Annotated in this window: 16 protein-coding genes; 9 read left to right on the top strand and 7 right to left on the bottom strand. The window is 64.1% G+C overall.

Annotated features, from left to right (window positions below):
* Position 1: 1 nt before the first annotated feature.
* A complete protein-coding gene (gene dnaA, locus VMI09_15840; GenBank protein HTQ26158.1) occupies positions 2–1354 on the bottom strand; it encodes a chromosomal replication initiator protein DnaA in 1353 nt (450 codons plus the stop codon).
* Positions 1355–1934: 580 nt separating this feature from the next.
* Between dnaA and hemL the strand changes: the two genes are divergently transcribed.
* From hemL to atpE, 5 genes are all read left to right on the top strand, one after another.
* The gene (hemL, locus tag VMI09_15835) at positions 1935–3230 is read left to right on the top strand and encodes a glutamate-1-semialdehyde 2,1-aminomutase (GenBank protein HTQ26157.1); all 1296 of its coding nucleotides are present in this window, start codon (positions 1935–1937) and stop codon (positions 3228–3230) included.
* A 21-nt stretch (positions 3231–3251) separates the two neighbouring features.
* Positions 3252–3497: an AtpZ/AtpI family protein gene (locus tag VMI09_15830; protein ID HTQ26156.1), complete on the top strand. Its 246-nt coding sequence runs from the start codon at positions 3252–3254 to the stop codon at positions 3495–3497.
* Positions 3498–3552: 55 nt separating this feature from the next.
* Complete coding sequence (locus VMI09_15825) at positions 3553–3963, top strand: hypothetical protein (GenBank protein HTQ26155.1); 411 nt, start codon at positions 3553–3555, stop codon at positions 3961–3963.
* The gene (gene atpB, locus VMI09_15820; GenBank protein HTQ26154.1) at positions 3960–4655 is read left to right on the top strand and encodes a F0F1 ATP synthase subunit A; all 696 of its coding nucleotides are present in this window, start codon (positions 3960–3962) and stop codon (positions 4653–4655) included. The genes VMI09_15825 and atpB overlap by 4 nt, the downstream gene beginning before the upstream one ends.
* 175 nt (positions 4656–4830) lie before the next feature.
* On the top strand, positions 4831–5163 hold the full coding sequence (gene atpE / locus VMI09_15815) for an ATP synthase F0 subunit C (GenBank protein ID HTQ26153.1): 333 nt from the start codon (positions 4831–4833) through the stop codon (positions 5161–5163).
* A 130-nt stretch (positions 5164–5293) separates the two neighbouring features.
* On the opposite strand, the gene VMI09_15810 is transcribed toward atpE, so the two are convergent.
* Positions 5294–5788: a Smr/MutS family protein gene (locus VMI09_15810; protein ID HTQ26152.1), complete on the bottom strand. Its 495-nt coding sequence runs from the start codon at positions 5786–5788 to the stop codon at positions 5294–5296.
* 76 nt (positions 5789–5864) lie between these two features.
* Between VMI09_15810 and VMI09_15805 the strand changes: the two genes are divergently transcribed.
* Together VMI09_15805 and VMI09_15800 are read left to right on the top strand one after the other, a co-directional pair.
* Positions 5865–6122 (top strand): hypothetical protein, encoded by a 258-nt coding sequence (locus VMI09_15805; GenBank protein HTQ26151.1) that lies wholly within the window; start codon positions 5865–5867, stop codon positions 6120–6122.
* Between the two features lie 144 nt (positions 6123–6266).
* A complete protein-coding gene (locus VMI09_15800) occupies positions 6267–8771 on the top strand; it encodes an AsmA family protein (GenBank protein HTQ26150.1) in 2505 nt (834 codons plus the stop codon).
* A 156-nt stretch (positions 8772–8927) separates the two neighbouring features.
* On the opposite strand, the gene VMI09_15795 is transcribed toward VMI09_15800, so the two are convergent.
* Complete coding sequence (locus tag VMI09_15795; protein HTQ26149.1) at positions 8928–11294, bottom strand: Smr/MutS family protein; 2367 nt, start codon at positions 11292–11294, stop codon at positions 8928–8930.
* 220 nt (positions 11295–11514) lie between these two features.
* Between VMI09_15795 and VMI09_15790 the strand changes: the two genes are divergently transcribed.
* Entirely contained in the window at positions 11515–13131 is a 1617-nt protein-coding gene (locus VMI09_15790) for a carboxyl transferase domain-containing protein (protein ID HTQ26148.1), read from the top strand.
* 17 nt (positions 13132–13148) lie between these two features.
* Here VMI09_15790 and VMI09_15785 read toward each other — a convergent pair whose 3' ends face one another.
* The 4 genes from VMI09_15785 to VMI09_15770 form a co-directional block, all read right to left on the bottom strand.
* Positions 13149–14291 (bottom strand): hypothetical protein, encoded by a 1143-nt coding sequence (locus tag VMI09_15785; protein ID HTQ26147.1) that lies wholly within the window; start codon positions 14289–14291, stop codon positions 13149–13151.
* Between the two features lie 26 nt (positions 14292–14317).
* A complete protein-coding gene (locus tag VMI09_15780) occupies positions 14318–14863 on the bottom strand; it encodes a MaoC family dehydratase (protein ID HTQ26146.1) in 546 nt (181 codons plus the stop codon).
* A gap of 91 nt (positions 14864–14954) precedes the next feature.
* Entirely contained in the window at positions 14955–16358 is a 1404-nt protein-coding gene (gene fumC, locus VMI09_15775) for a class II fumarate hydratase (protein ID HTQ26145.1), read from the bottom strand.
* 210 nt (positions 16359–16568) lie between these two features.
* Positions 16569–16988 carry a VOC family protein gene (locus tag VMI09_15770; protein ID HTQ26144.1) on the bottom strand — a complete coding sequence of 140 codons (420 nt, stop codon included), beginning with the start codon at positions 16986–16988 and terminating at the stop codon, positions 16569–16571.
* A gap of 207 nt (positions 16989–17195) precedes the next feature.
* Between VMI09_15770 and VMI09_15765 the strand changes: the two genes are divergently transcribed.
* Positions 17196–17555: a ferredoxin family protein gene (locus tag VMI09_15765; GenBank protein ID HTQ26143.1), complete on the top strand. Its 360-nt coding sequence runs from the start codon at positions 17196–17198 to the stop codon at positions 17553–17555.
* The last annotated feature ends 77 nt before the right edge of the window (positions 17556–17632 follow it).

Genomic DNA, 17632 nt, shown 5'->3' with positions numbered 1-17632 from the left:
TTCATGGCTGACGCTGATCGATCTTCAGCTCGCGCTCGATTTTTTCGATCGACATGCGAAACGCCGAATCGTTGCCCACCCGGCGCGCAATCAGGTTATAAGCGTGAATCACGGTCGAATGGTCGCGGCCGAAATGCTCCCCGATTACCGGAAACGAATTGTCGGTGAGCTTGCGACACAGGTACATCGCCACCTGGCGGCAAAACGCAATGTGCTGGGTGCGCTTCTTCGACTTCAGGTCGGCCAGGCGGATATGGAAAAAATCGGAGACCGTCTTCTGGATGCCGTCGATGCACGGGCGATGATCCTGCACGCGGATGAGATCGTGCAGAGCCTGGCGGGTGAAGTCCACCGTAATCGGCGTGCGGTCCATCGAGGCCAGCGCGGCGAGCCGGGTCAGGCAGCCCTCGAGCTCGCGCACGTTGGAGGAAACGTTCTGCGCAATGTAGAGCGCGACGTCGGAGGGCAGGCTCTGGTTATCGTGCGCCGCCTTCTTTTGCACGATTGCGACCCGCGTCTCGAGGTCGGGCGGCGCGACATCGGCGATCAACCCCGATTCGAACCGGTTGCGTAGCCGCTCTTCGAGTCCGGGGATTTCGCGCGGCACCTTGTCCGACGTCAGCACGATCTGGTGCCGTTCGGAATGGAGCGAGTTGAACGTATGGAAAAACTCTTCCTGGGTTCGCTCGCGCCCGGCGAGAAACTGGACGTCGTCGAGGATCAGCACGTCGACGCGACGGAATTTCTCCTTGAACTCGCCCATCCGGTCGCGTCTGAGCGAGGTGATCAGCTCGTTCATGAAGACTTCGGTCGGCAGGAACAGGATTTTGCGCTTGCCGGTGTTCCAGAGGTGATGACCGATCGCGGTCACCAAGTGCGTCTTGCCCAGGCCGACGCCGCCATAGATGAAAAGCGGATTGTATTTTTCGCCCGGCTGGTTGGCGACGGCGAGCGCCGCCGCATGGGCAAACTGGTTGGCCGAGCCGACCACGAACTCACCGAAGGTATAGCGCTCGTTGAGTTGCGGATGGCGGTCGCGGGGCGCGGCCTCGGCCGGCGCCGTGGGCGCCGGCGGCATCGGACGCCGCACACCCTCCTGAAGTGCCGCATTGCCGACCAGTCCCAAGGTCAGCTTGACGTCAACCGATTGTCCGGCCTCTGCTGATAGCGATTGGCGCAAAAGTTCGAGATAACGGTCGCTTACCCAGTCGCGAAAGAAACGGTTAGGGGCCTCAATGGTGGCGGTGCGCCCCTGCATCCCAAGAAAATTCAACGGTCCGATCCACGTTTCGTACCCTACCTGTCCCAGAGAGTCTCGTATCCGATCCGCAGCCCTCTGCCACAAACCTTCCATTTTTCCCCTCCCACGGAAGTCAGTGAGCCGTCACCCAAGGCACGCGATCCCCCTATCGAAACGAGCAGGTTGTCGGCTGAATTACGCACAAGCTTATCAACATCTGTTGATAAGCAACTTTTATCTCATCGGCAGACATCGAAGCGCGCGCGCACGAACCGCCTATCAACCTCGCGGGCCGCGACCCATTGCGATGGAATCGAGTTCAAGAAATCAAAAGAACGGATCGAGCGCCCTACGACCACATTGACCCTGACGCCGTTCGCCACGGCGAGTTGCGCGCGAGTCGCGCGTTCATGTGCTCTCTAAGTGTGTTGGCGAAGACAACGTGATAGACCCTTTGCACAGGCGGCTCAAGCAAAACGGATCGCAGATTCACAAGCGCGCGATTTTTTTCATGAATCGTGAAAATCGAAAACGCTTCGCGATCCCGCCGCGCGCCGCGGATTTTCATCGATCGCGCTTGCTGGCTCTGGGAGCCATTGTGTGGAAGCGATTTCTCGCCGCACGAGACGGTTACGCACGTTTGACCGGCATCCCGGCAAGTGTTAGCGAGCAAAGCGAAAGCCGAGTGCAAAAGATGATCGAAGCAAAAAATTCTTCCGCGCTCCTCGCCCGCGCCACCGTCGTCATCCCCGGCGGCGTCAACTCGCCCGTGCGCGCATGGAAAGCGGTCGGCGGCGCGACGCTTTTCATCGCGCGCGGCGACGGTCCGGCCGTGGTTGACGCCGACGGCAATCGCTTCATCGACTACGTCGGATCCTACGGCCCCGCGATTCTCGGTCACGCCCATCCCGAGGTCGTCGCCGCGATAGCAGAGGAGGCCGCGCGCGGCCTCGGCTACGGCGCCCCGACCGAACTCGAAGTGGCGCTCGCCGAAGGGATCGCCGCGGCGATCCCGATGGCGCGCAAAGTGCGCCTGGTCAGCTCCGGCACCGAGGCCGGGATGACGGCGATTCGCCTCGCGCGCGCTGCGACCGGGCGCCCGCGGATCGTCAAGTTTGACGGCTGTTATCACGGTCATAGCGATTCGCTCCTCGTTCGCGCAGGGTCGGGCGCGATGACGCTCGGCGTGCCCGACAGCGCCGGCGTGCCCGAGGCGCTGGCCGCGCTGACGCGGGTTGCGCGCTACAATTCGCTGGACGCGGTCGAGCACTATTTTCGCGCGGAACCCCGCGAAATTGCTGCGATCATCGTCGAACCGGTTGCGGCCAACATGGGCGTCGCCGCGCCCGTGCCCGGATTTCTCAAGGACCTGGGCGACCTTGCGCATCGCCATGGCGCCCTGCTCATCTGCGACGAAGTGATAACCGGGTTTCGCCTTCGCTACGGTACCGCGCACGAGATGTTCGGCGCCGAGCCTGACCTTATCATGCTGGGCAAAGTGATCGGTGGCGGGATGCCAATCGGTGCGGTCGCGGGACGAGCCGAGCTGATGGATCTTCTGGCGCCGACGGGGCCGGTTTACCAGGCCGGGACGCTCTCTGGTAATCCGGTGGCGGTACGGGCGGGACTAAAGACGCTGGAAATTCTTGCCCGACCGGGAACCTACGGGCGGCTGGAGGAAATGTCGGCGCGCCTTGGGAACGGCATTGCGGACGAGCTCCGCCGTTTGAATCTCAAGGGATGCGTTAACCGGGTCGGATCGCTCGTGACGCCGTTCCTTGGCGTCGAGGCCGTGCGCGATGCGGACCAGGCGCGTCGGGCGGATACGCAGATGTTCGCGCGCTTCTTTCATGCGATGCTCGAGCGCGGGATCTATCTGCCGCCCTCGCAATTCGAGGCGATGTTCGTTTCGCTTGCCCATCGCGAGGCCGAGATCGACCGCACGATCGAAGCTGCGCGCGAATCGCTCACTGAGCTCGCGCGGAATTAAGCGCCAAAGGGGTCATAAAAGATGGCAGGGCCGCCACCCGACGATTCCGGCGAGTCTTCCGCAGAAGAACGGCCGAACCTATGGCGCTATGCTGCGATAGGCGTTGAACTTTTTTCGCCCATTATCGGCGGCTCGGTCGCAGGATATTATATGGACGCCTACTTTCACTCCGGCTCGATCTGGACGCTGGTCGGATTGCTGGGCGGGGTGTTCCTTGGCTTCTATCGCCTTATCGTCGAGATGCGGTCGTTTCGCAAGAATCTTTGAGCGCGGGTAGAGTCTTTCGATTGCCGCAGAAATTCTTCATCGCAAGCGTGCTCCCATGACGTGGCAGGTTCCGACAATCGCCGGAATCCAGGGCGCGACGGCAGTGATGACCGCCGCGCTGAGCCTGCTTCTGCTCGCCACCGTCTCGCCGGCGGCGGCGCTCGGATGCGCGGTCGGCGGCGCGGTGATGATCGCGAACCTTTTTCTGCTCGCGTTCGTGGGACGATGGATAATCGCGATCGCGACGCAAAGCGGCGGCGCAAACCGGCTCGGAATTGTTGCGGCGCCGCTCAAATTGCTGTTTATTGTTACGGTCGTTGCCTGGCTCTTAAGCCGCACCACGATAAATGTTCCAGGATTTGTGCTCGGCCTTTTGACGCAGCTCGGCGCGATTTTTGTTGAAACTTGGCGCGTTTCGGCGCGGACCGCCCGGGGGGCCGAGCCGAGCGCGGAGGCGATAGTTTGAACCCGGTCAATTTCATCGACGGCATCGCGAGCTTCCTGCATCTTCCGCCGGTCGTGGTCGGCACCTGGATCGCGATGGGAATCCTGATCGTTTTCGGGCTCAAGGCCCGCAAGGCGCTGTTGGAATCGCCCGACCCGACGGTCCCCGAGAGCGCAATCACGGTTCGCTCGGTTGCCGAGGTGATGGCCGAATGGCTCGATGGCTTCGTCGCGGGCGTGCTCGAGAGCCACGGTGCGCGTAGCTACGTTCCATTCTTCGGCACGCTTTTCATGTTCATCCTGACCGCCAATTTCCTCGGGTTGATCCCGGGGATGGAGCCGCCGACCGCCGACACCGACCTGACCTTCGCGATCGCCATCATCTGCTTCGTCTATTACCTGTACCAGGGCTTCAAGCATCAGGGCATCGCCTACCTGCGGAGTTTTCTCGGCCCGCTGTGGTGGCTGGCGTGGTTTTTCGTGGTGATCGAGGTTGCCGACAACCTGTTTCGCCCGTTTTCGCTCGGCATCCGTCTCTTCGCCAATATGTTCGCCGACCACAAGGTGCTCGGGCTGTTCACCGGGCTGACCAAGCTCGTCATCCCGCTCGCCTTTTACGCGCTTGGTTCGATCGTCTGTATCGTTCAGGCCCTGGTCTTCGTGATCCTGGCGGTATCGTACGTGCGGATGGCGAGTCATTCGCATTACGAATAATTTTCGCTTCGGAGCGATCGCAGCGGTGCCGAAGGTTTCTGAGGGCTTTTGTTTAGATAAGCAAAATTCGCGACCATGCTCGGTCCGGTTCGCGGTGTGGAAGAGGATAGAGGGGAAGAAAAAAGAGCCATGGATTTGGCTGTTGGCCGCGAGCAAACCAAGGAGGAGACGTGAAATGATTGGACGGTTAGGCAAATGGCTCGGGATGGCAGCCGCGATGGTGATGGCGAGCCCGCTGCTCGCGATGGCGCAGACGCCCGGGGGTGGGGGTGGCGACGGGATGCGTGCAGGGCTGATCGGGCTCGGCGCGGGTCTGGGAATCGGGATCGCGGCGCTCGGATGCGGTATGGGTCAGGGCAAGCTTGCGGCCTCTGCGATGGAGTCGATCGGGCGCAACCCAAACAGCACCAACCAGCTCTTCGTGCCGATGATCATCGGACTCGCGTTCGTCGAGTCGCTGACCCTGTATTCGCTGGTCATCTCGTTCATCCTGCAAGGCAAAATCTGACCGCAGGGCGAAATCCTATCGAATAGGAGTCGCCTTTCGCGAATTGGAACTCAAACGGGGCCGCTCGAAGCGGCCCCGTTCTCTTTGAGATTGGCGATGTCCTGATTTCATCGCCCGCGTCTCGCTCGCATCAATCCCGCCGCTTCGCCCCCTGCAGCACGTCGAAGCGGGCGCGTCGGCGGTCGCGCCGGAGCAACACGTACATCGCACCCGCGCCGCCATCGGATGGCCGCGCGGTAGCGAACGCCAGCACATATCCGCCCATGTGTCCGTGCGAGAGCCATTGCGCCGACGCATGCTTGAGGACAGGCGTTCCGCCCGGCGAGCGCAGTCCGCGGCCGTGCACGACCAGCACCGAGCGCAGTCCCTTGCGCACCGAGTCCAGGATAAAAGCCTCGAGCGCAGGCTTGGCGTCCGCCTGGATCATCCCGTGAAGATCGATATGCGCCTGGACGGCAAACTCGCCGCGGCGAAGCTGGATGAGGAGGCGCGGGTCGAGCCCGAGCCGGGTTCCTTCGACATATTCCTCGGTCTCATTAAGCTCGAACTTTCCCGTCCCGGATACCAGGTCGGATAACTGCGCGAGGACCTCGGCGTCCTCGCTCACGATTTCGAGCGGCGCCACCTCCGGTCTTGGCACGACACGAACCGGGCCCTGGCCGCCGAGGCGGCGGACACCGTCAACCGCCCTTTGAAACATCGTGGCGTCGTCCAGCATCGGCTCCGGCTCGGCCAAAGCCATTGTCGCGGTCGTGGCCTTGACCGCCGGCGCAGGCTGCGGGACGGCCTTGGCATCGGTCTTGTTTGCGGCGCGGTTCGCGCCCGTTGATTTTTGCCGCTCGCCGAGCAGCTTCTTCAAGTCCTTGAATGGCGAGCTGAAGGCCGGCTTTTCCGGCTTCGATGCGGGGCGCTCGTCACGCCGCGAGGGGATTTTCCGCTTTTTCGCCATCGGGGATTAAAGCCTACCGATTGTGCCCGCGGCGCGCATCATGGCGACCCTCGCAACGGTTCGAGAAAGCTGGTTGGTACGTTGGCATAGCGCGGCGTTCGAGAGAGAATAGCGTTCGCTTCAGCCAGTTTTGGGGCGGAGAAGGGGGGCCGTGATGCGCAAGCTTATCCGGATAGTCATCATCGTGCTCGGCGTCATCGTGGTGTTGGTGGCCGGCGTCGGGTTTTACGCCGTGCTTAACCTTAACGGCATTATCCAGAAGCAGCGCGGCCTTATCCTCTCGAAGGCCAGCGACGCGGTCGGCCGTAAGGTTGACGTCCAGGATATCCACGCGAGTCTCGGATGGGGAGTGATCGCCGATCTTCGCGGCGTGACGATCGCCGACGACCCGGCATTCTCCAAGGATCCATTCGTTCAGGCGGCCGACATTTATGCGCGGGTCGCGCTGCTACCTCTTTTGAGCCATCGCATCGATGTCGACCAGGTTTCGCTCAAAGATCCCCAGGTACACATCATCCGCAACCAGCGAGGCGAGCTGAACGTCAGCACTATCGGAAAAAAACCCTCTGGTGGCGAGGCCGCGGCCCCATCGGCGGCTGCGCCGCCTCCGCCGGCCGGGACATCCCAATCCAAGGGGCCGCCGCTTAGCGAGGTGCAGCCGCAGGGACCGGCGCTGGGGGGTGCAGGAGCGGGAACGCTTGGCAGCGTCTCGGTCTCAAGCCTCACCGTCGAGAACGCGACGATCGTTTACGAGCAAAAAGGTGCGTCCACGCTCATCGTCCGCTCGGTCAACCTCGATGTCGATAATCTCTCCGTCAGCACGCCGGTCGGCATCAAGCTGAGCCTCGCCGCCCTCGGTCAGGACAAAAATCTGCAGCTTAGCGGCACGGTCGGGCCGCTGATGACCAACGGCGCGGTCGATCTCAGCGCGATTCCGCTCTCGCTAACCCTCGACGCCGGGCCGTTCACGATGGCGCAGCTAAGGATGGTGCCGCCGGTAGCCCAGGCCCTACCGCCGCAGCTCAAGCTCACCAATCCCTTCGCGGCCAGTATCAAGGTTGAAGGCACGACCGAGTCGGTCGCGTTCAATCTCGCGACCGACCTGACCGGCAACCAGGTCGTGTACAGCGGCGTGCTCGACAAGGCAGCCGGCGTACCGCTCAAGCTCTCGGCGGCCGGTTCGCGGAAAGCCGCAGGCGGGGCGGCGCAGGTCGAGATCCAGAGCGCCAACCTCGTGTTCGGCGACCTTAATCTCAAGGCCGGGCAGATCCAGCTTGGCCAGAACCTGAGCGCGCGGCTCGACAGCAATCGGTTCGACCTCGCCTCGATGGGCAAGATGCTGGTTCCACTGAGCAAATACGACGCCTCGGGCAAGGCCGAGATTCACGCCACCGTCAAAGTGGTAGAGAAGCAGCCCGAGGTAAACGGCGTCATCACGCTGGCCTCGGTCACGGTCACGCCACTAGGCAAGCGCTCGATAGTGGGAGGGCTAAGCGGCGACATCAAGATGGCGGGTAAGAGCGCGACCGCCGGTCCGCTCGCGTTCAACCTCGGCTCGGGGCATGCGCGGCTCACCGTCAACGCGCAATCGATTCAGCCGATCGACGCGAGCTACGATTTCAGCGCCGACGTAATAAAGCCGGCCGAGCTGACCGCTAATTCCAAGCCCGAGGCCGCGGCCGACCATCTGGACCAGGTAGCGGTCAAGGGCACGGTCAAGGGCAGCACTTCGGCGCCCACGGTGACCGCGACCGCGACCTCGCCCTCGGGCATGGCGCAGAATGTCGCGTACCGGAGCCTCGCGATGGACGCGATTTACGACGGGCACTCGGCGACGGTCAACTCGTTCAAGGTGGGCGTCTTCAACGGCACGGTTGACGGCAACGCCAGGGCGACGCTCGGCGCCGCCCCAGCCTTCAACGTGGGGGTGAATCTGCATGGAATCGACGTTCAGCAGGTGCTCATCTCGCAGAAATCCAAGGCGGCGGACACGGTGCGCGGCCAGTTGACCGGGCAGGTGCGCGTCGCGGGGCGCGGCGACACGTTCGATACGATAAAGCCCACGCTCGCGGGCAACGGGCAGATGGCGGTCGCCGACGGCAAGCTTATCGGAGTCAATATCGGCGCACAGGCGATGCGCAAGGTGCAGGGCGTCCCCGGGATCGACACGCTGCTTACGCCGACGGTCGTCGCGCGCCATCCGGCGCTGTTCAATTCACCCGACACCAGCTTCACCGCGCTGGGCCTGACCTTCGTGATCCAGGGCGCGCGAATCACCTCGCACGACATCAAGGCGGCGACGCCGGACTACAGCGCGCTCGCCGACGGATGGTTCGATCTCGACAAGAATATAGACATGAGCGCGCATCTGCTGCTGTCGCAGGAGCTGAGCCGCGAGCTGATGTCAGAAAAGAAGAACGTCGTTTATCTCGCGAACGACCAGAAGCAGGTCGATATTCCGGTGCGAATCACCGGACAGCTGCCCAAACCGTCGGTGCAGCCGGATATCCAGTATCTGGCGCAGCGCGCGGCCGGTCACCTGGTGCAAAAACAGGCGGACAAGTACCTCAACAAATTTCTCGGCGGCGGTAAGAACGGCAAGAACGGTTCGTCGGGGAGCAACCCGCTGGGCGGCGCCCTCAACAAGTTGTTCCACTGAGTCAGGGTGTCATTCCGAGACCGGGATTCCTCGCTGCGCTCGGAATGACAGCCTCGAGGTATCGTCAAGGTGTCATTCCGAGGGAGTCATCGACCGAGGAATCCCTGATCTTGATTCGTTTCTTCGCAGGAGCGGGTTCCCGCTGCGCTCGGAACGTCAGAGATTCAGCTGCACGACGGTGGCGCCGGCGCCGCCGCGATGGGGCTCGGCCTGGCGAAAACTCGCGCAATAGCGCGAATCGGCGAGATATTCGTGGACCGCCTTCTTGAGCGCCCCCGAGCCGATCCCATGCACGATCCGCACCTCGCTCCGGTTGGTGAGATAGGCCTGGTCGAGGAACTCCTCGAGCCGCCGGAGCGCCTCCGCCGTGCGCATCCCGATAAGGTTAAGCTCGCTATCGCCGCCGTCGGCGCCCGACGCCGCGCTTACGGTGACTTTGGGCACCCGTTCCTGACCGGCGCGTTCCTGTGCGGAGCCGGCGCGAAGTTGCGCGCGGCGGAGCCGCTCTGGCGCGACCTCAATCCTGAGTCCGCCGCGGCTCACGACCGCGCGTCCCGGTTCGAGCGCGATCAAGTCGCCCTGGATATCGCCGAACTCGACGCGGTCGCCGACCTTGAGCGGCTCGCGCGCGGCGCCCTCTTCTTCGGCGCCGGCCCGCGGCGCAATCGCGCTGATTCGTTCCGCCGCGCGCGCGAGCGTCGAGGCAAGCTCGCGCTGACTCTTACGCCCGGCCCTGACCTCCTCGGCGAGCGCCGCGCTTTCGCGCCTGATCTCCGCGATTAGCGCCTTGCCCTCGGCCACGACCCGTTCGCGCTCGGCGTCGATCCGTGCGCGCGCGCGGCGCGCGGTTTCTTCCGCTTCGGCAGCGCGTTCAGCAGCACGCCGTTCCTCCTCGCGCAGGCGCTCCGCCTCGGCGCGAATCTCTGCGCGCTCGGCGTCGAGCAGGCCGAGCACGCGCTCGACTTCGGCCGCCCCCGCCGGCATCGCCTCGCGCGCGGCCGCGACGATCTCGCCCGGCAATCCGAGGCGTTCGGCGACGGCAAGCCCGTAGCTCTGGCCGATCGTGTGCGGCTTGAGCCGATAGAGCGGCCGGAGATGCTCGGCGTCGAAGTCCACCGCCGAAGCCTCGAAGCCGGCGCGCGAATACGCATGGAGCTTGATCGCGGCCGAATGAGTAGCGATCGCGACCAGGCATTGCCGCCGGCCGAGATAGGTCATCAGGCCGATCGCGAGCGCTGCGCCCTCGACAGGGTCGGTGCCCTCGCCGGGTTCGTCGAGGATGACCAGCGCCGGCTCCTTGAGCGCGGCGGCCATCTCGCTCAGGTTGGCGATATGCGCGGCGAAACTGGAGAGGCTCGCTTCGATCGATTGTTCGTCGCCGATGTCGGCGAAAATACTGCGAAAGACGACGATGCGGCTGCCCTCGCGCGACGGGATAAGCAGACCCGCCTGCGCCATCAGCGCGAGCAGCCCCATGGTCTTGAGCGCGACGGTTTTGCCGCCCGTGTTGGGGCCGGAGATCACGATGCCATGCAGGCCGGCCGCGATGCGCACGTCGATTGGCACGGCATCGCGCCCGCCGGCGACGAGCAGCGGATGGCGCGCCTCGACCAGTTCGAGGCCGCTTTCGCCGAAGTTGCCGAGCACCGGCTCGACGCATCGAAGGCGCTCGGCGAAAATCGCGCGCGCGTTGAGCGCGTCGAGCGCGACCATCGCGTCGAAAGTCATTCTGAGCTCGACGCCGTAGCCGCGGATCATGGCCGTCAGATGGGTCAGGATGCGCCGTTCCTCGGCCTCGACCTCGCGTTCCAGCATCATCAGGCGGTTGTTGAGCTCGACCGCCCACATCGGTTCGACGAACAGCGTTTCGCCCGAGACCGAGCGGTCCTGCACGATACCCTCGAGGCGCTCGGAGTAGTTGAGTTTGAGCGGCAGAACGAAGCGATGGTTGCGGACGGTGACCAGGTAGTCGGAGACGAAAGAATCCATCCCCGGCGCATTGAGCGAGCGCGCAAGGCGCGCTTCGAGCTCGACCCGCTCGGCGCGAAGCCGGGTCCGGAGGCGCAAAAGCTGCGGGCTTGCCTCGTCCAGCAGACCGCCGTCGTCGGCGAGGGCGCCGAGCAGCGCGTCGGCGAGTTCCTTCGGCGCCGCCAGGTTCTGCGCCATGCCCGCGAGATTCGGATAGGGCTCGACCCGCGAGCGCATGAAGGCCGCGACGTGACGCGCGGCAAGCACGAAATCGCGCACGCTCAGCAGCGAGACGCCGTCGAGCACGGCGCCCTCGCGCGCGGCGGCGAGCAGGAGTTCGCGCTGGTCGGCGAACTCCTGCATCGGGAGCGCGCCGGCGTGCGCGCGCAGCGCGACCATCTCGGCCGTTACGCGAAGACGCGCGGCGGCCTCGGCAGGGTCGCCCGAGGGCCGGAGCATCTCCACCGCGCGGCGGCCGGGCCCGGAGGCCGCGAGCGCCGCGACCAGGCCGATCACTTTGTGGAACTCGAGCACTCTGAGGTCGCGATCGCGCACCCGCCTCGTTCCTTCCCGACCGCTTCGCGGTCCCGTTGTAAGACCGCTTTGCGGTCACGTTGTAAGACCGCTTCGCGGTCACGTTGTAAGACCGCTTCGCCGTCTGGTGTTGGGTCAAGCTAATATCTAGCCCAAACCGACCGCGGCAGGTATCAGGTCCTCGCCGCAGCGGATCGAACCGCGAGAGAGAAGACGGAGAGCGACGGAGAGAGGGGACGCGATGGAACGAATCGAGAGCCGCATCAACACCTCGAGCCCGGAATACCGGCAAAATTTCGCGCTGATGGAGACGGCGGTCAAACAGTTGCGCGCGGCGGTCGAGCGCGTGCGCGAGGGCGGCCCCGAGCAGGCGCGCCGCCGCCATCTCGAGCGCGGCAAGCTCCTGGCACGCGATCGCATTCGGAAACTCCTCGATCCGCAGAGCGCATTCATGGAGCTCTCGCCGCTCGCGGCGTGGGGGATGTACGACGACGAGGCGCCGGGTGCCGGGATCGTGACCGGGATCGGGCGCTTGCAGGGGCGCGAGATCGTGGTGGTCGCGAACGACGCGACCGTCAAGGGCGGCACCTACTATCCGATGACGGTCAAGAAGCATCTGCGCGCGCAGGAGATCGCGCTGCAGAACCATCTGCCGTGCGTGTACCTGGTCGATTCGGGAGGCGCCTTCCTGCCGCTGCAATCGGAGGTCTTCCCTGACCGCGAGCACTTCGGGCGCATCTTTTACAACATGGCGCGGATGTCGGCCGCGGGCATCCCGCAGGTGGCGGCGGTGATGGGTTCGTGCACGGCGGGCGGCGCGTACGTGCCGGCGATGTGCGACGAAAATATTATCGTGCGCGAGCAGGGCACGATTTTCCTCGCCGGGCCGCCGCTGGTGCGCGCGGCCACGGGCGAGGTGGTCAGCGCCGAAGAACTCGGCGGCGGCGACGTCCACACGCGCCTTAGCGGCGTGAGCGACCATCTGGCCGACGACGACGAACATGCGCTTTTGATAGCGCGGTCGATCTTCGAGAGCCTTGGCCCGCGGGTCGCCCCCGAGTACGCGCTGCAGCAGGAGGAGCCCGAGGATCCGTACTACGATCCGCGCGAGATCTATGGGGTCGTCTCGGGCGACACGCGCCGGCCCTACGAGGTGCGCGAGCTGATTGCACGCCTTGTCGACGGCAGCCGGATGCACGAGTTCAAGCCGCGTTACGGCGCGACGCTGGTGACCGGCTTCGCGCGCATCTACGGCTACCCGGTCGGAATCATCGCCAACAACGGCGTGCTGTTCAGCGAGTCGGCGCTCAAGGCGACGCACTTTATCGCGCTCTGCTGCGCGCGCCGCATCCCGCTCGTCTTTCTGCAGAACATCACCGGCTTCATGGTCGGCAAGCGCTACGAGCAGGGCGGAATCGCCAAGGACGGGGCCAAGATGGTCAACGCGGTCGCCAACGCGCAGGTGCCGAAGTTCACGGTGCTAATCGGCGCGTCCAACGGCGCCGGGAATTACGGGATGTGCGGGCGGGCGTATTCGCCGCGGATGCTTTTCATGTGGCCCAACGCGCGCATCTCGGTGATGGGCGGAGAGCAGGCGGCAAACACCCTGCTCACGGTCAAGCTCGACCAGTTGAAGGCGCAGGGGCAGACGATGACCGCGGCCGAGCAGGCCGAGTTCACGCGGCCGACGCTCGCGAAGTACGAGCACGAGTCGAGTTGCTACTACTCGAGCGCGCGGCTGTGGGACGACGGCGTGATCGATCCGCTGGAGACGCGCGCGATGCTGGCGCTCGGGATCGCGGCGTCGCTGAACGCGGGCGTCCCGCCGGCCACCGCGTTCGGCGTGTTCAGGATGTGATCAAGGCCGGAAAACGATCAGGCGAGGAAATGCACGATCAGGACGCAGTTGATCGCCACGAACGCGGCCGGCACCAGCCAGCGGGCGGTGTGCCTGATCCTGGCCGCCGCCTTGCGCCGGTCGCCGCGATAGGCGACGTGCACCGCGGTCAATTCAAGCATCGCCACGAACGCGAAAATGTAACAGGTCAGGAAAAACGCGTCGGCGAAGGTCAGGTACGGCACCCGCGGCAGGGTCAGCGAGATCGCGAGCGCGAACGCGATGATCGTCAGGATCGTCGTTACCGCGATCGTTACCTGGCTTGAGACCTCGGGCGGATCGAACCAGAACACCGACCACGACACGACCACCATCAGCAGCAGCGGCAGAAATACCTTCCACAGGTAAAACCCGTAGCGGCGGTCGACCGCGATCTCGAATTTCGCCTCGGCCACGGCCTGCTCGCCGTACTGGCTCGGCGCCCGCTTGAGCTCGTTGGTCAGCGATCTGAACTGCCATGACTCGAGCGAGGAGTAACTGCTGAACTCGGTCGCGGTCCATACCGGCAGGCTACTCGGCACGAAGTCGATGTACTGCTGCTGGTCGGTGAACGGATGGACGAGGACCTCGAGCTTTTGCTTGTCGAAAGGGAAAGGCTTGAGATGGAACGTCGAAGTCACGAGCGCGTCGAAGCGCTCGATGTAATACAGGGTCCCGTCCGGCGTGACACGCATCGAGGTTTCATAAGTCTGGCGCGGCTCGACCACGTTGATGATGACCAGTTTCGGCCGCCATACCGAGTCCGGCGTCAGCCTCCGAAAGCTGTCGCGGGGGCCGGCCGGCTGATACATTAGGCGCGGATCGCTCCATTGCGCCAGCAGGTAACCGGTCAGCTGGAAGCGTTCGGTAACCTCGTTGATGCTCGAGAGATTGAGCACGTGCAGCGCGACGCTCACCTTGGTCCGGCCGTTCGCGGTCGGCGGCGGCAACAGCAGCGAATTGGGATCGAGCCCGGCGGGGAAGCCGGCGATCGGCGCCGGCGCGGCCGCGGCGGGAGCCGCGAGAATTGCGATCGACGCGAGGCCTGCAGTGAGCGCGAAGCCGGCCATCAGAGCGGCCGCGAGCGCGCGCGGCAGCAAGCGGCCGAGCGTGCGTTCGCGCCGCGTCGCCCGCGCGGTCATCAGCCGCTCCACTGACGGCGAGGTGCTCAGTAGTTGGCCTTGCCGAGCGGCGAATGCTCGCGCTTGTAAACGAGGAACGTGCGATCGAATTCGATCACCACGGTTCCCGATTGCCCGGTTTGGCCGTCGGTTTTCATCCCGACCGTATGCACCGTGACCAGTCCCTGCGTGGGTCGGCTCTCCGACTCGCGCTTGGAGACGACCCTCGTCTCCGCGTAGAGCGTGTCGCCGGCGAAGACCGGGTTGACCAGCCGCACCTTGTCCCAGCCGAGATTGGCGACGGCGTTCTGGCTCGTGCTGTGCACGCTCATCCCGGTGACCACCGAGATGGTGACCAGCGAATTCATCAGCGGGCGCTTCCACTGTGTCGCGTTGGCGTAGGCAGAGTCGAAGTGCAGCGGATGCGTGTTCATCGCAAGCAGCGTCATATAGATGTTGTCGGTTTCGGTCAGCGTGCGGCCGGGGCGATGCTCGAAGACGTCGCCCGGCGTGAAGTCTTCATAAAAAAGCCCGTAGGCTTCGCGATAGCGGTTGGGTCCGACCTGCTTGTAGGCGGACGGCAGCTTTTCCATCGATCGTTTCCTCCGATGCGATTGTCGAATTGGCGGCGCCCAAGCGATTCGCACGCGTCGCTCAGCCGGCTGTCTTTCAGCCTTCGGGCTGTCAGCCTTCGGGCGCCAGCATCTTGTCCGCCTGCACGTAGCGGTCGAACTCCTCGGGCTTGAGGTAGCCGAGATCGATCGCGGCCTGGCGGAGCGTCGTGTTTTCCTGGTGTGCCTTTTTGGCGACCTTGGCGGCCTTGTCGTAGCCTATATGCGGGCTGAGCGCGGTGACCAGCATCAGCGAGTTCGCGACGTAGCCGGCGATGCGCTCGCGGTCGGGCTCGATGCCGAGCACGCAGAACTCGGTGAACGAGACGCAGGCGTTGGCGAGCAGGGTTACCGAGTGCAGCAGGTTGTGAATGATGAGCGGCTTGAAGACGTTAAGCTCGAAATTGCCCTGGGTGCCGGCCGCAGCGATCGCCGTGTCATTGCCGATCACCTGCAGACAGACCATCGTCATCGCTTCGGACTGGGTCGGGTTGACCTTGCCCGGCATGATCGACGATCCGGGCTCGTTCTCCGGCAGGCGCAATTCGCCGAGGCCGCAGCGCGGCCCGGAACCCATCCAGCGGATGTCGTTGGCGATCTTCATCAGCGAGCACGCGAGCGTCCTGAGCGCGCCGCTCGCCATCACCAGCGCGTCGTGCGCGGCGAGCGCCGCGAACTTGTTGGGCGCCGAGACGAACGGCAACCCGGTAAGCTCAGCGATCTTGGCCGCCGTGCGCTCGGCGAACTCGGGATGGGTATTGAGGCCGGTGCCGACGGCGGTGCCGCCGATCGCGAGTTCGAAGACGTCGGGCAGGACGGCGTCAATGCGCCTCAAGTCGGCGTCGAGCTGCGCGACATAGCCGGAGAATTCCTGGCCGAGGGTGAGCGGCACCGCGTCCATCAGATGGGTGCGGCCGATCTTGACGATGTCGGCGAACTGGCGGGCCTTGTCGTCGAGCGCGCCGCGCAGCTTTTTCAGCGCGGGGATCAGCCGATGGACGATTTCTTCGGCTGCCGCGACGTGCATCGCGGTCGGAAACGTGTCGTTGGAGGACTGCGACATGTTAACGTCGTCGTTGGGATGGATCGGCTTCTTGCTGCCCATCTTGCCGCCGGCAAGCTCGATCGCGCGGTTCGAGATGACCTCGTTGGCGTTCATGTTGGTCTGCGTGCCGCTGCCGGTCTGCCATACGCGCAGCGGAAATTCGGCGTCGAGCTTGCCCGAGGCGACCTCTTCGGCCGCCTGCACGATCAGCCGCGCCTTGTCGGCGGCGAGCTTGCCCAGGTCCTGGTTGACCTGGGCCGAGGCTTTCTTGAGCAGGCCGAAGGCGCGAATCAGCGGACGCGCCATCCGGTCGGGTCCGATGTTGAAGTGATGCAGCGAGCGCTCGGTCTGCGCGCCCCAGTAATGCTCGGCTGGGACTTCGATCGAGCCCATGCTGTCGCTTTCGGTGCGGACGTTGTGTTTGTCTGCCATGAGCTAGCCTTCCTCGAAACTTTTGCTGAAGGAATCTAAAGCCGCGATTGTAATCTGGTTTGAGATACCGCGCCAAGAACGCATACGCGCGCGCCGGCCGCGCGAAACACGCCGCATAATCGGAAATTCAACCATCATTCACGGGCCGCGCGTGTCCTACCTCTTCCGAGCGCCTGCCTCTGACAGCCTGCCTCTTCCGAGCGCGTGCGGCTATTCAGCCAGCAGCCCTTTGCCCGGGATATGATTGACCTCTATCCGGATGCCATCGGGATCCTCGAAGAGTACCGAGTAGTAGCCCTTGGCCCAGGCGCCCTCGTCGGGCGGATGAATGATGTTCGCGCCGATGCCGCGCAGAAACTCGTGGACCGCGTCGACGTCTTTGCGCTCGCGCGCGCGCAGGCAGACGTGATGCAACCCGGGGCGTCCCTGGGCAAAACGTTCGCCGCGATATTTTTCGTCGGCCTTGTGAATGCCGATTCCGGTACGGCCGCCGATGCAATAGAACTGGGAGGCGGTCCTGCGCACCACGAAGGTCAGGCCTAAAAAAGGCAGCAGCTTCTCGTAAAAGGGCAGGCAGGCCTCGTAGTTGCCGACCGTCAACATAACGTGGGCGACCCCATTTATCTCCATCGCGTCAACCCCTTTGTGTAACCGTCCGCGGGGCTCGCGCACGCCCGCGTGGACGCGTCGCGGTTCATTCTTGCCGCCGCTCAATCTATGCTATAGAAGTTGCGCCTGAACAAAAGCCAAGGCCGCGGGCGCGGCGCTTCTCAGCGAAACCGTCCGCCAGTTATAATTTGGAACGCGCCGCTGCCCGACAGGAGAGGATGACGGAACATGCCCTGGACCATAACCCGACTGTGCATTGACTGCGTTGACACCGGATGCGTCAGCGTGTGTCCGGTCGATTGCATTTACGAGTACGTGGGCGAGGACAAACAGCGCTTCCCCAACATGCTCTACATCAATCCGGACGAATGCATCGACTGCGGCGCGTGCGAGCCAGAGTGCCCGTGGCAGGCGATCTTCGAGGAGCCGGCGACCCCTGAAGTCTTCAAGGACGATATCGCGCTCAACCACGCCACGCTCGAACTGGCCGATCGGTTCAAGGTGAAGACCTTCACCCAGACCGAGCATCCGACCTCCGACCAGGTTGCCGAAAACAAGCGCAAATGGGGACTCGACCCTAACGCCTAGACTAGTGTGATGTCGCGCAAATAACCTAGGTATCCGGAAAGGCGTCAAGGTGTCATTCGGAGGGAGTCAGCGAACGA

It is taken from the genome of Candidatus Binataceae bacterium, assembly GCA_035500095.1.
Lineage (GTDB): Bacteria > Desulfobacterota > Binatia > Binatales > Binataceae > JAKAVN01.
The sequence above is the reverse complement of the archived record's forward strand: the minus strand, read 5'-3'. Positions and strand labels throughout refer to the sequence as shown.

Bases quoted from the DNA above. Each gene is read 5' to 3' on its own strand.
- dnaA (HTQ26158.1), bottom strand. From the start codon at position 1,354: ATGGAAGGTTTGTGGCAGAGGGCTGCGGATCGGATACGAGACTCTCTG.
- hemL (HTQ26157.1), top strand. From the start codon at position 1,935: ATGATCGAAGCAAAAAATTCTTCCGCGCTCCTCGCCCGCGCCACCGTC.
- VMI09_15830 (HTQ26156.1), top strand. From the start codon at position 3,252: ATGGCAGGGCCGCCACCCGACGATTCCGGCGAGTCTTCCGCAGAAGAA.
- VMI09_15825 (HTQ26155.1), top strand. From the start codon at position 3,553: ATGACGTGGCAGGTTCCGACAATCGCCGGAATCCAGGGCGCGACGGCA.
- atpE (HTQ26153.1), top strand. From the start codon at position 4,831: ATGATTGGACGGTTAGGCAAATGGCTCGGGATGGCAGCCGCGATGGTG.
- VMI09_15800 (HTQ26150.1), top strand. From the start codon at position 6,267: ATGCGCAAGCTTATCCGGATAGTCATCATCGTGCTCGGCGTCATCGTG.
- VMI09_15790 (HTQ26148.1), top strand. From the start codon at position 11,515: ATGGAACGAATCGAGAGCCGCATCAACACCTCGAGCCCGGAATACCGG.
- VMI09_15785 (HTQ26147.1), bottom strand. From the start codon at position 14,291: ATGACCGCGCGGGCGACGCGGCGCGAACGCACGCTCGGCCGCTTGCTG.
- VMI09_15780 (HTQ26146.1), bottom strand. From the start codon at position 14,863: ATGGAAAAGCTGCCGTCCGCCTACAAGCAGGTCGGACCCAACCGCTAT.
- fumC (HTQ26145.1), bottom strand. From the start codon at position 16,358: ATGGCAGACAAACACAACGTCCGCACCGAAAGCGACAGCATGGGCTCG.
- VMI09_15770 (HTQ26144.1), bottom strand. From the start codon at position 16,988: ATGGAGATAAATGGGGTCGCCCACGTTATGTTGACGGTCGGCAACTAC.
- VMI09_15765 (HTQ26143.1), top strand. From the start codon at position 17,196: ATGCCCTGGACCATAACCCGACTGTGCATTGACTGCGTTGACACCGGA.